This is a genomic window from Meishania litoralis, from assembly GCF_042611095.1.
Classification (GTDB): Bacteria; Bacteroidota; Bacteroidia; order Flavobacteriales; family Flavobacteriaceae; genus Meishania; species Meishania litoralis.
The window spans coordinates 1,197,205-1,209,510 of sequence record NZ_JBHFPV010000001.1; the positions used below are offsets into that span (position 1 = coordinate 1,197,205).

A 12,306-nucleotide genomic window follows, 5' to 3' on the forward strand; every position below is an offset into this window, starting at 1 on the left:
GTTTTTGCGTTTGTTATTTGGTTGTCTTTCTATTTGTATTATTTTTTTTGATTTAAAAGGCCATTGGCCAAATCAAGGTTAAAAGTCGGCGTCAAAACTGATTTTTTGTGCATCCTCATCTTTCTCTTTGTTAAGCACACCGGCCTTTTGATACTCAGAGACTCTTTTTTCGAAAAAGTTTGTCTTGCCTTGAAGCGAGATCATATCCATAAAATCAAAAGGGTTCGTAGCGTTATATACCTTATCGCACTCAAGCTCGACCAAAAGCCTATCGGTCACGAACTCTAAATACTGGGTCATCAATTTCGAATTCATACCGATCAGGCTAACCGGAAGCGATTCGGTGATAAACTCGCGTTCGATATCAAGCGCATCGGTCAAAATCTGCGTTATACGTTCTTTCGGAACTTTGTTCATCAAATGCTTGTTATGCAAGTGTACCGCATAATCGCAATGCATACCCTCGTCCCTTGAAATCAGTTCGTTTGAAAAAGTAAGGCCCGGCATAAGCCCTCGCTTCTTCAACCAGAAAATAGAGCAAAAAGCCCCGGAAAAGAATATACCCTCGACCGCGGCAAACGCAATCAGTCGCTCGGCAAAGCTTGGCGACTCTATCCAATTCAATGCCCAATCTGCCTTCTTTTTAATGGCAGGAAAGTTTTCAATGGCCTTAAAAAGAATATTTTTTTCCTTCTCATCCTTCACATAGGTGTCGATCAAAAGCGAATAGGTCTCTGAGTGGATGTTCTCCATCATAATCTGAAACCCGTAGAAAAACTTCGCTTCGGAATATTGCACTTCACTTACGAAATTTTCGGCCAAATTTTCATTTACAATACCATCGGACGCCGCAAAAAAGGCCAATATATGTTTGATGAAATACCTCTCATCGTCGTTCAACTTATTGTTCCAATCGTTCAAATCTTCATGAAGGTCGATTTCCTCCGCCGTCCAAAAGCAGGCCTCACATTTTTTATACCATTCCCATAAATCATGATGCTGAATAGGAAATATTACAAATCGATCTTCATTTTCTTCAAGAATTGGCTCCAATGCTGTTGACATAATATTGTTGTTTTATTCGTTATTTCAAGAATTCGCCCAAGAATCAAATCACACTTCGATAACTTTTAAAGTCAATCGGACCTGAAATTTTCACAATCGGAAAATCGACCGCCAACCTGTGTAATTATGCTAATTTTTGATAAGCAAGGCGAAAAATACCTTACTGTCGGGATGAACAAAGATGGAAAAATGTGAGCGATCAAAAAAGGTGATTTTGGCAAAACGATCACAAAGTTTTTAACACGATTTGTTGAAATGTAGCTTCACTGGTGATGTTCATTGACCTTTCGAAATTATCTCTGATTTTAAGGATTTTCAAAAAAAGTGAACATCAAAAAAATAAACCAAAAAGTATATAACGAACATACTTTTTGGTTTAAAATTCAGGGTGAAATAATAGGTCACATTACAATGCGGTCGATTTGATTCATTTCGAGAAAATCTTACGCCCGTAAATGCAAATAAAGGATTACATTATCCGGTGTACGGCCAACAGATACCCCAGTACTAAACCCGGCCTGCTCGGCCAAGTGCCTCATTTGGGTCTCGGTACGATGAATCAAGTGCCAGTCTCCGAAAACCTCCATATAGTCACGACTCGGATTATAGTCATCGTTATAGTTTCCAATGACTATCTCACCTCCTTTCTTCTGCCACCTTCTAAATCGTTTCAACAATTTCACAAAGGCCCTGTCATCGAGATAATCAAAAAGCCCTGCCGCCCATATCAGGTCATAAGTATTCGAGGTCTCGTAACGGAAAATATTGGTGTTCGTATATTCAATATTCTTTATATGATCTTTGTTCAAGTTCTTAGAAAATTCAATGGCCTCCTTATCGATTTCAACACAGGTCGTATATATATTCTTTGTACTGCCCTCATTGTACAGTTCGAACAATTCTCTTCCTGATCCGCTTATCACATTTAATACATTGATCTGACAGCGGCCCATAGCTTTGTCTTTCACCAGACCTTTAAAATAATCTTTTCGGTTTCGTACGGCTTTCGGCGCTGCGTGCTGTTGCAAATACATATCCCATATGCCATAATTTGGATTATTGGAAATATGGTTTGTATAGATCCGATCGAGAAAAAGATAATCTCCAGGATAACCGTTGGGCTTCAAGAAGCCCCTTCCATGCAAGGTGTTTTCCAAAAAATCCTTGCCCAAATTTTGATTAAGTTCAATAATCTCGTTCCTCGAAATATTTCCTTTGCGTAATTCAGATGCCGCAAAAGACAACAATGTCTCCAATTGTTCAAAGTAAGCATACGACCATTGTTCGTTTTTCAAAAAGTTCTTCAACCTGTTTAAAGCTACACTCTGGGTTTTCTTGTTTTGTTCGATTTCAATCATGATATTTATAATTTTAGACTTAGAGCGAAGATTACTTAGACATCTTAAATACCCGTTCAAAAATTGATTTGGGTCATTCGGCTTTATTGGCAAATACATCGATATGCCCCAGATCAATTTGAAATGCCCGGTGAATATTTTCTAACCATTTATTCAAAAAATAACCTAAAAGCAAAGCTGTTTCGGCACCCAAGAATATGAAAGGGTCGATTCCCTTTGTCAATAAAGCGACTGGTTCGGCAACTAAGAACATTGTATTAAGTAATAGTGCGGTGATTATACCTATTGATGTTTTCATTGTATAGATTTTTGGTTATTGATTGTTCATCGATCTTAAAGCCTAAAGTGCCTCTCGTCGAATAGTTTTATCGTTTGAATATTTCTCCTAAAAATTTTACGCCTGACGCTACTTTTACCAGTATCATTAAAATCAGCAATATGGCCATGGCCAACCAAGGCAAAGACTTATTTTCCATCGCTTGTTAAAGTTACAGGGGGTGTATCGTTTTCAGATAATGGACCAGTTTCCCTTATCAAAGAATCTATCACGGTCGCTCTCAGGTAAACAGCGCTGTCATTAGTTCGACTGCCATAACGATCGCAATCACCGGTTTCAAAACAATCTTCAAACTCATTCGTACTGTTCAAACTACAAATGGCCAACATTGTTAGATAACAACTTATGTAGAGAAAACTTTTACCCATAATCGTTGTTTTAAAGATTAATGCTTTTTGTTCAGTGCAAGATATTCGCATCTTAAGCACCGTTCAAGAGGCGTATGTCCTTATCAGTTAGGGGGAAATACCCCATTTTCAAAAGGTCAAACACGACCACAAGGCTGACATTCTGTAAGAAAAAGATGATATTAAAAATATTTGCTCATAGGGCATGCTGCCACCATAGCAATTCTATAGGTCTTTCATTCCAGTCAATTATCTGGACGCTTTGTAGAAAAGATTTTAAGTATGGTTGCTCGAAATCAAAAGTGAGTTGTACTCTGTCAAAACCAAGCCCCTTTAATCTGCCATTTTAGTACGGGTATATATTATGTTTATGAAAAGTTTATTTTGTTGGTGGCAATCTCAATTTTGTAATAATAGTGACACATAACATTATGAATGCCCGAAAATGGTTCGCATGGGCCAAGTCCAACCTTTATTCTCAAGAATGTCGCATTTTTATATGGACACTTTAAACTCACCCGATATTGGCACCACTTTTCCATCTGCAGATTTTCCGACTCCTTTGAATTTTGCGGTTACTAGTCCAAGAATCAAACTGGCATGGAGCGGACCCTCAAAAACAAAAGTCCGACCATCCTTTTTTATATTAAAAACAAGAGGTTCACGCCCATCAACCTCATTAAAACCGGGAAGCTCAAATTCATAAGTTCGGATTGCACTCCATCGTTCGATGGTCGGAAATTCGAAAACGATGACCGGTGCCCCGGGCGGATATAGCTCAAGCCAAACTCCCTCGTCATAATGAATTCGGCTTTTTTTGCGGTCAATAGTTTGGTAATTATAGGTATTTCCATCGATAGACAGCGTACCCTTGGCAACCGAGGAGGGCTCAACAGGACTATCTTCCCCATCCTTATCGGACTGCTGGTTCATTTGCTCTTCGACCTGCTCCATCACCTGCTTCATAACCGGGGAGTTCATAAGGCTATCTTGTATTTTCTGGGCTTCTTCAATCTGTTTTTGTTGCTCAGGTGTCAATTGCTGGGCATGAACTGCTATACCAATGAACATAAACAGAAGCAATAAGCGTTCCTTTACATTTTTCATCATACTCAATTTTTAGTTTCATACCAGTTTCTTGGAGAAATATTCGAGCTCTAATATAAAGTTAGCGCTATGGCTCTCATGATTGAAAGTCTTGGTTACAGTCAAGTTCTTGTAGTTGATCCCTGCTATCATCAAGAGCCTTGGCGTAAGCATCTTTGTTTGCGGGCACTACACATTCTTCCATATTCTCAAGTGCCTCGATGTAATCGAGAAGCGCCGTTCGAACATTTTCACAAGTTTCCTTACTTGGTGAATTGGAAAAAGCAATAGTGGCCTCTGCTGCAGCATCGGCTTCTGCACCTGTCCGTTCGCCCCAAGATTCATCACCACAGGCGTTGAATTCCGATAGAAGTTCACTTGGATCACAGTTGAAACCCAATAGGGCCAATGCCAATAACATTACTGATTTTTGGATTGTTGTTTTCATAAATTGTGTATTAAGTATTAATTATTCCGAGTTTTTGAAGGATTTCGCTCTTATTCTTTTTGATTTCTTATGTTTCGCCCATGGCAATGATCTCAATAACCTTTTTAGGAAATCATTCTCTAAAATTATTTTTTCAAAATTGTATGGGGGGAACATCCCTTTTTGAACTAAAAGGAATATATCGCACTTCAAAGCGTTGTAAACGCCCTTGTTCAAGTCGAATCAGCCAGTTTTTGTCATCAGTACGGTACCAATCAACCAAAGGGCTACCAACAAAATAGAGATGAACAATAGGGTAACTTCATCCAATTTCCAGATGGTGTTCTTCGTATTCAAAGTCGATGAGGGTTTTCTAAACAATTTCATTTTGCTCTTATTGTATTCGTAGAATCAATTCTCCTTTTTGGTTCGATATGACCTTGGCATTGGCCGCTCCCAATCTGTAATCATCGCCTGAATTAAGTTGTACTTTCGACAAGAAACCCTTGTTCGGAAAAATACGCTGCTCGGTATAAACGGTAATGATAGTTCCCTTTATTGGCAGTACAAGATGGTCTTCTCTCAGTTCGTACTTTCCTTTTAGCAGCCCCTTATAAAACTCGTGTTTTGGGAAAGCCTCGACAATATCCTCTTCGGTTCTTTGCAAAAAATTATTCAACGGTTCTATCATAGCGAGTTGATCGGATTCAAGATCGGTCACCAATACTATGGGCATGTCGTTGGTCGTACGTGTTTGGGCCTTTATCTCTACTATCGATATCATTGTAATGAAAAGAATGCCCATCACATCGATAAGAGAGATTCTATTAATAATCTCGAAACTTCGCAACATTGCTTTTTATTATTACCCTTGCGCTGTAAACAATCTTAGGCTTGGTATGTGCCAAAGGTTCGTTTTAAAATATACAAACAAGTGGTCGTTAATGTCTGATCGGAAGTTTTGAAACAATCTCAAGAGAGTCAGACTGAGTCTCGGTCATACCCCCAGGAAGAGCACAACCATCTTCTTCTAGGCACCCACATAGGTATGATAACTGTCCCGCAGATGGGTCGCACTCTCCATTTTTGGTGCAAGAAATACTGATTAACACAACTACCAAAACAATCGCTTTAGACAAAAGGAATTTTTTCATGGTTTTTTTATTTAGTTATTAATTCGTTATGGTTGGTCACAAAGTATCAATAATAGCAATTTACGTTACAACCTTTACTTTCTATACCACGTATGTAACATTGTATGCAAGAAATGTAACAAGGATGCCGAGGGCCCCTAATTGCTTGACTTATGGCATGTTTTGATGGTCTTGCCATCATAAAAAGCCAAGAGAACCGTGTTCCATTAAATTTCATATCAATTCGATCCGAGAACTTATCAGTCTTCACAGGTATACACCTCTCTGTCTTGGTCCAATTCCATTCTTCTCTTATCGATTCGGGCTCCCAGTTCGGTCATTTCCTCTTCGGTAAGGTCGCAACCACGATAATCACCGGTCCTGTAAAAATTCAATTCATACCAGTAGGCATAAGTTGTTGCCTTCCTCCATTTGCAAACCTTATTGGACTCTACATTACCATCCTCATCTTTATAGACGGTCATTTCATACTGAAATTCATCCTCTAACTCGTCAAGATCGTTTTTAACACTCCAATAGCAATCGGTTTTTCCCAGATTCAGTGCATCTTCACATGCACTCGTTAGGCAAATAATCGACAACATCAATACCAGTTTTGTTTTCATTATTCGTTTTTGGTGATTATGATTCATATGGCGAAGCTATTCGAAACAGGTTCGTTTTCGTACCACAGATGTAACAATATGTGCAATAAGTGTAACACCTCTCAATTAATGGAATACTTTGGCGCGCAAATTGTTTATATCTTAGATATTCGACTAGGAGGCCAACAAGGTCAGAGATTCAAAAAAACGGATGGGAATATTGCAAGGCAAATGAATAGCAGGTTCGTTACCGAACAGTAATTTTAATTGGACGCCACATTTTGAAGGTATTCGCTAGGTGTCGTTTTATAAACCTCTTTAAAGCATTTTATAAAATAGGAAGGTGTATTAAAACCTACGGTATAGGCGACCTCATTGATCGAGGCATCGGAGGTTTTTAGAATATTCACGGCCTGTTTCAGGCGCTGTGAGCGAATGAATTCGGTGGTGCTGAGACCCGTGTACATCTGTAATTTTCGATGCAATTGCATACGGCTCATACCCAAGGTTTTACAAAATATGGCGGCATTGAAATCGGAGTCGGACAATTTTTCGTCCAAGATTTTCTGTACCCTGTTCAAGAATATTTCATCGGTCGGCGTTATTGCGATGTCCTTGGCCTTAAGCACTACTTCTTGACCATACCTATTGCGAAGTATTTTGCGGGTCTCGATAAGGTTTTCGACGCGCTTCTCTAGAATTCTCAATTTGAAGGGTTTTTCAATGAAATCATCGGCACCCGATTCCAGGCCCAACAACTCCTGTTCTTCACCGATTCCCGCAGTGAGCAGAATAATAGGTATATGACTGGTTCTTTGGTCTGTCTTAAGCGTGTTGCAAAGTGTTATGCCGTCGCAAATGGGCATGCGCACATCGGATATAATCAGATCGGGAACCTCTTTCAATGCCTTTGCAATGCCTTTTTCTCCATCGGCTGCCGCGATAACCCGATATCTGTTCATCCAAACCGAAATAAGAAATTCGCGCACCTCTGCATGATCTTCAACAATCAATATGATGGGAAGTTCTTTATCTTCCTCCGTTTTCGATGTGCCGAGTGTCATATCGGCCTGGGGGACACCATCTTCTTTTATACCATCGATTAAAGAAGAATTATCTGAATTTGGTACGTTCTCTGCCAATTCATTATTTAAAGGAAGGTCTATTTGAAAGTGAATGGTATTATCGTCTTCTATTCTTACATTAACATTCCCTTTATAGAGTTTGACCAATTCGCTAACCAATGAAAGACCAACGCCCGCCCCTTCGGCATAGTCGTCGAGTTGATAGAAACGGTCGAAAAGTTTGTCTATTTTAATCTTTTCGGGGTCATCTACGGTGTTTCGAACACTTAGGCTCAACCTACCTTTCTTACCATTGGCTTCAAAAGAACATTTTCCGCCAGATGGGGCATATTTAAATGCGTTCGACAAGAGATTGGTGACAATTTTTTCCAAGGCATCCTCATCATACCAACCGTTTTTCAGGTTTTCGATCTTGACCTGGTACGTTATGTTCTTTCTTTCCGCCTGATATTCAAAGGAAGCGGCCATTGCCTTTAAAAAAAGGCCAAGGTTGCCTTGAAATAGGTTTATGCGCAATTTCCCCTTTTCCAATTTGGCAAGATGCAGTAGCTGGTCCACCAAAGCCATTAGCCGGTCAGTGTTGCGTTTGATCATCGAGAAATTCGAAAATTCTGAACGGGTCAAATGCCCTTTGGCCAACTCGGCGTCAATGGGCCCTGAAATCAAGGTCAGCGGAGTTCTGAACTCATGGGAAATGTCGGTATATAGTTTCGATTTAAGGTCATTTAGCTTTTTGAGCCGCAAGGCCTCTCGCTCCTTCATCTTAAGATCGAGTCTCATTTTCATACGCCATTTCAGATACTGATAGATCGTATAGATCGCCGTGAAAAACAAAATCAAATAAATGAACTTGGCCAAATTAGTAAGATACCAAGGTGGGGCAATAACGAACTTAAAAGTTGCCGGATTTTCGTTCCAAATTCCATCATAATTACTCGACTTTACCTGAAATTCATACTCCCCCGGAGGCAATTGGCTGTAACGGGCAAAATTCACATTGCCGGCCCGAACCCAATCATCATCGTAACCTTCAAGGCGGTACTGGTATTTGTTTTTTTGAGGAAGTGAATACTGCAGGCTTGAAAATGTAAAGGTCAACGTATTTTTATCAGATTCCAGTTTGGCTTTCGATGACATAGGAAAAGGTTCATCAAAAATTTCAAGACCGGTAATCGTAGTTCTCGGCATTATGTCGTTTTCCTTTATTTCTTTAGGGTTGAACCAGTAAATACCATCTAAGCCACCAAAGTAAAGACTCCCTCGATCGTCTTTGAAATGGGCCCCTGTGTTGAACTCGGTCGCAAGGCCGTCATAATTGTCGTAATTGACTATTTCGGGGGCTTCTTTAAAGGTTGTTGGTGGTGTGAACCTTGTAATCCCTCTATTGGAACTAAGCCATAAATTACCTTCTTGGTCGGGCAGAATCGCATAAATCACATCATTGGCCAGACCATCCTCCATCGTATAACTATAGAACCTTTGGCTCTTTAGATCAAAAGCACTAAGACCGCCGCCATTGGTGCCTATCCACAAAATACCTTTCGGGTCATAGTGAAGGGATTTGATCCCGTCGTTTGCCAATGAATTGGAATCATCGGTTTTACGATACGGGGTAAACTGCTCGTTTTGGGTGTCAAAAAAAACAATGCCGTTTGATTCCGTTCCGATCCATAGATTACCCGAACCATCTTCTGTAATGACCCTAATATTATTACTGGAGGGGCCTTTTTGGGTATTCGGGTCAGCAACGTATTTCTTGATTTCTCCCTTCTTCTTATCAAATAGTATTATCCCTGTTTCGCGTGTGCCCAGCCATACCCTATCTTTCGAATCCTTATAAATGGCCCATATCGTTTTTGCCGAAAGCCTTGGTTTCGAGTTCGTCGAAAAATATGTCATTTCGTCCTTATCATCCAACAGCATCAACCCCCCGCCTTGTGTACCTATCCATAATGAATTGTCACCATCGACCATAAGGCTCATTATTCTATCTGAACTAAGGGCCCTATTATTGCCCAGCTCAACGTTAAAAGTTCGCCAGCTATTGGTTTCAGGCTCATATTGTGTCAATCCCTTTCCCGAAGTCCCTATCCATACCGCATCTTTCTTATCAACTACTATGGACCGGACCACATCAACATTGATACCATCGGGAGTTTGATAGTTTTTTATGGAATTGAATTTTTCGAGATACTCGTCGTAATAACTCAGGCCTGCACCATCGGTTCCGAACCAAAGTGTGCCCGAATAATCTTCGTAAACGCACAGCACATCTTTGTAGTGCAAGGCTCTTGGGTTATGCTTTTCTACCTTAAAATGGTCGATTTTCATCGTATCAAAATCAATCATATAAAGGCCCCTGCCATAAGTCGCTACCCATAACCGCCCTTTTGTATCAATATACAGGTCAAGAATATTCAGATCAACCGGCAAGGCGTTTACAAAAGATAGTGAAGAAATTCTGTTCAATGCGCCTTCATTGCCATCCTTAAAATAAAGTCCGTCACCAAAAGTTGAGATCCATTGTCGATTTTTTCCTGTGTAGACCACATCGCTGACAATGGCCTCTATTTTTTTGCCATCCGCCGTTCGCACGTCCATTGGCTGAAAGCGGTTCGCTTGTGGCCTAAATTTGATGATACCTTTATTGGTCAATAGTAGAAGGCCTTCATTCTCTGGATTTCCTTGAAGGATCTTAAAGATGGTTCCCTTGAAATTCGGAATTTCAATCTCAGAAAAGGTTTTAGTTTTTGAGTCGAATCGCAAAAGGCCTCTTTCACGCGTACCCAGCCAAATATTCAATGCCAAGTCTTGATAAATGAAACTGGCCCCATCGGTGTCATGTATTGGTTCGAATTTTTGTCGGGCGACATTGAACTTGTGGAGCCGTTGGTCTAAGGGAATAATCCAGACTGTTCCATCCCGGTCTGTATAGACCTGTCCGAGGTCGCTATAGTCAGGTTTTGTGATATCCAAAAAAGAGTAAGGGAATTTGGTAAACTTTTTTCCATCATACCTGTTCAGTCCGTCTTGGGTAGCTACCCATAGGTAACCCGTGCTATCTTGGGAAACTGAAATGGCACTGTTCTGCGAAAGACCATCTTTGACCGACAGTTGTCTAAAGGATATCTGCGATTGAGCATTGGCAAATGGCATGTTTGTCAAACACACTATCAGAATAAGAGTTTGCGAAAACCATTTTGCTTTTTTTCTATTCACTTTGAATTCAAGGATGGTAGGATTTTAAGGTACAAAAAATAAAGTTGTAACCTAAGAAGAAGTATTTTTCAACCATTTTTGGGCAGCTAAGGTATTGAAATGATACTGCCAAACCGTACGGTCCTTCCGATGCATCACGAGTGATATCTTCATCGTTTGGTGTTGACTCAGGTAGTTCCCCCGAAACCTAATATCAAACAACGCCCAAAACCAGCTTTGTGGTAGGGTGCCCAAACTTCAGAACTTCATCAGACGGGCCTGTTCAAAACAGAATACGTTCTTTTCTTTAACGCACTTCCTTAGGACCGTACCTTTTTGGAATGGCAGCTTCATAATTTATTACCTTCTATTATTGCCTTATAGATTTTCGATATACCTCACCGTCAAGATCAACCGTTCAACAACTTCTGTACTATCTATTAGGTTATCTCAATTTTTCGTTTCAAAATCTTCCAAGTACGTTTCTGAATCGGTCTGATCCAACACTAACCGAGTATCTGGACTATTCTCTTCAATATCTTGTGTTAAACTTGCTATCAAGAGCGTTACGACAAGAAGAAGAAACATTATGATACATTTTTTCACGATACTATATTTTTAAGTTCCTAAAATGGGGCGTTGAATTTTTGGGGAACCTAATCGAATGTTATGAAGTCGAAACTAAATCAAAAATCAAAACTCAAAATTTCATTATGTATAAATGGTATGGAATACTGTGTAAATGGTTTTCAGATGGCCATACCGAAAGCATGGAAAAGTACAAATACAGCATACCAAAACCTGTTGGCCATTCTCGGCTATTTTCATACCAACCGTACTTAAAATCAATCTATCGATACATCTTTTGAACCTTTGTAAAACATTAAAACTATTTTTGACTAACTTTCTTTGTTCAGAAGATAATCTCATGATAGAAGCCGTTATTGTTGATGATGAAATGAAGGCACTGCAAAGCCTATCTTGGGAACTTACCAATTTTAGCAATGAAATAAAGGTAGTGGCCTCTTTTACCGATCCGTTCGAGGCTTTGGCGCATTTGGAGAAAAATACGCCCGATTGTCTTTTTTTGGACATAGAAATGCCCACCATGGACGGCTTTCAGTTCATTCAGAAACTAAAGAACAAAGATTTTCCGGTCGTAATAACTACTGCCTATAACCAATATGCCATCAAGGCCCTAAAAAATGAGGCGATAGACTATTTGTTAAAACCAATCGATACGGATGATCTAAAGGAAACAATCGCTAAAATCAAGAAACACAACGCCAAGAATTTTACTTCAGAACGGCTCGAAAAAATTCTGTTGAACTTCAATTCGAATTCCTTGGACAAAAAAATCATGTTCAATACAGACGGCAAACTGCTGTTCCTTGAAAATGACGAGATACTTTACGCTGAATCCGATGGCAACTACAGTACGATTTTTTTGACCGATGGGCAAAAAATCGTTCTTACCAAAAAATTGAAAGAAGTCAATGAAATGCTTCCCGAAGACTCCTTTTTTAGAATACATAATTCGTATATTATCAATCTGAACAAAATCAAAGAGTTTCTTAAGACCGATGGTTATGTTGTTTTGAAGTCAAATCACAAAATACCGGTCTCAAGACAGAAAAAGTCGGATTTTTTAGATATGCTATAGGC

Annotated in this window: 11 protein-coding genes; 2 read left to right on the forward strand and 9 right to left on the reverse strand. The window is 39.7% G+C overall.

What is annotated here, in order from left to right; translation table 11 throughout:
- Positions 1-78: 78 nt before the first annotated feature.
- The 9 genes from ACEZ3G_RS05370 to ACEZ3G_RS05410 form a co-directional block, all read right to left on the reverse strand.
- Positions 79-1,065, reverse strand: coding sequence for a ribonucleotide-diphosphate reductase subunit beta (locus ACEZ3G_RS05370; protein ID WP_432424418.1), 987 nt, complete (start codon positions 1,063-1,065; stop codon positions 79-81).
- A gap of 443 nt (positions 1,066-1,508) precedes the next feature.
- A complete protein-coding gene (locus ACEZ3G_RS05375; protein ID WP_432424419.1) occupies positions 1,509-2,423 on the reverse strand; it encodes a methyltransferase domain-containing protein in 915 nt (304 codons plus the stop codon).
- Between the two features lie 73 nt (positions 2,424-2,496).
- Positions 2,497-2,721, reverse strand: a complete 225-nt coding sequence (locus tag ACEZ3G_RS05380; protein WP_432424420.1) for a hypothetical protein — start codon at positions 2,719-2,721, stop codon at positions 2,497-2,499.
- A gap of 881 nt (positions 2,722-3,602) precedes the next feature.
- A complete protein-coding gene (locus ACEZ3G_RS05385; RefSeq protein WP_432424421.1) occupies positions 3,603-4,217 on the reverse strand; it encodes a hypothetical protein in 615 nt (204 codons plus the stop codon).
- A 73-nt stretch (positions 4,218-4,290) separates the two neighbouring features.
- Positions 4,291-4,641: a hypothetical protein gene (locus ACEZ3G_RS05390; RefSeq protein WP_432424422.1), complete on the reverse strand. Its 351-nt coding sequence runs from the start codon at positions 4,639-4,641 to the stop codon at positions 4,291-4,293.
- 222 nt (positions 4,642-4,863) lie between these two features.
- Positions 4,864-5,007, reverse strand: a complete 144-nt coding sequence (locus ACEZ3G_RS05395; protein ID WP_432424423.1) for a hypothetical protein — start codon at positions 5,005-5,007, stop codon at positions 4,864-4,866.
- Positions 5,008-5,014: 7 nt separating this feature from the next.
- Positions 5,015-5,473, reverse strand: a complete 459-nt coding sequence (locus ACEZ3G_RS05400; RefSeq protein ID WP_432424424.1) for a hypothetical protein — start codon at positions 5,471-5,473, stop codon at positions 5,015-5,017.
- A 540-nt stretch (positions 5,474-6,013) separates the two neighbouring features.
- Positions 6,014-6,379, reverse strand: coding sequence for a hypothetical protein (locus tag ACEZ3G_RS05405; protein ID WP_432424425.1), 366 nt, complete (start codon positions 6,377-6,379; stop codon positions 6,014-6,016).
- 242 nt (positions 6,380-6,621) lie between these two features.
- Entirely contained in the window at positions 6,622-10,599 is a 3,978-nt protein-coding gene (locus ACEZ3G_RS05410; RefSeq protein ID WP_432424426.1) for a two-component regulator propeller domain-containing protein, read from the reverse strand.
- 711 nt (positions 10,600-11,310) lie between these two features.
- Between ACEZ3G_RS05410 and ACEZ3G_RS05415 the strand changes: the two genes are divergently transcribed.
- Both ACEZ3G_RS05415 and ACEZ3G_RS05420 read left to right on the forward strand, forming a co-directional pair.
- Positions 11,311-11,484: a hypothetical protein gene (locus ACEZ3G_RS05415; RefSeq protein ID WP_432424427.1), complete on the forward strand. Its 174-nt coding sequence runs from the start codon at positions 11,311-11,313 to the stop codon at positions 11,482-11,484.
- 85 nt (positions 11,485-11,569) lie between these two features.
- Positions 11,570-12,304, forward strand: coding sequence for a LytR/AlgR family response regulator transcription factor (locus ACEZ3G_RS05420; RefSeq protein WP_432424428.1), 735 nt, complete (start codon positions 11,570-11,572; stop codon positions 12,302-12,304).
- Positions 12,305-12,306: the final 2 nt, after the last annotated feature.

Coding starts and splice junctions, on each gene's coding strand:
- ACEZ3G_RS05400 (WP_432424424.1), bottom strand. CDS start 5,473: ATGTTGCGAAGTTTCGAGATTATTAATAGAATCTCTCTTATCGATGTG.
- ACEZ3G_RS05415 (WP_432424427.1), top strand. CDS start 11,311: ATGAAGTCGAAACTAAATCAAAAATCAAAACTCAAAATTTCATTATGT.
- ACEZ3G_RS05380 (WP_432424420.1), bottom strand. CDS start 2,721: ATGAAAACATCAATAGGTATAATCACCGCACTATTACTTAATACAATG.
- ACEZ3G_RS05405 (WP_432424425.1), bottom strand. CDS start 6,379: ATGAAAACAAAACTGGTATTGATGTTGTCGATTATTTGCCTAACGAGT.
- ACEZ3G_RS05410 (WP_432424426.1), bottom strand. CDS start 10,599: ATGCCATTTGCCAATGCTCAATCGCAGATATCCTTTAGACAACTGTCG.
- ACEZ3G_RS05420 (WP_432424428.1), top strand. CDS start 11,570: ATGATAGAAGCCGTTATTGTTGATGATGAAATGAAGGCACTGCAAAGC.
- ACEZ3G_RS05395 (WP_432424423.1), bottom strand. CDS start 5,007: ATGAAATTGTTTAGAAAACCCTCATCGACTTTGAATACGAAGAACACC.
- ACEZ3G_RS05375 (WP_432424419.1), bottom strand. CDS start 2,423: ATGATTGAAATCGAACAAAACAAGAAAACCCAGAGTGTAGCTTTAAAC.
- ACEZ3G_RS05390 (WP_432424422.1), bottom strand. CDS start 4,641: ATGAAAACAACAATCCAAAAATCAGTAATGTTATTGGCATTGGCCCTA.
- ACEZ3G_RS05370 (WP_432424418.1), bottom strand. CDS start 1,065: ATGTCAACAGCATTGGAGCCAATTCTTGAAGAAAATGAAGATCGATTT.
- ACEZ3G_RS05385 (WP_432424421.1), bottom strand. CDS start 4,217: ATGATGAAAAATGTAAAGGAACGCTTATTGCTTCTGTTTATGTTCATT.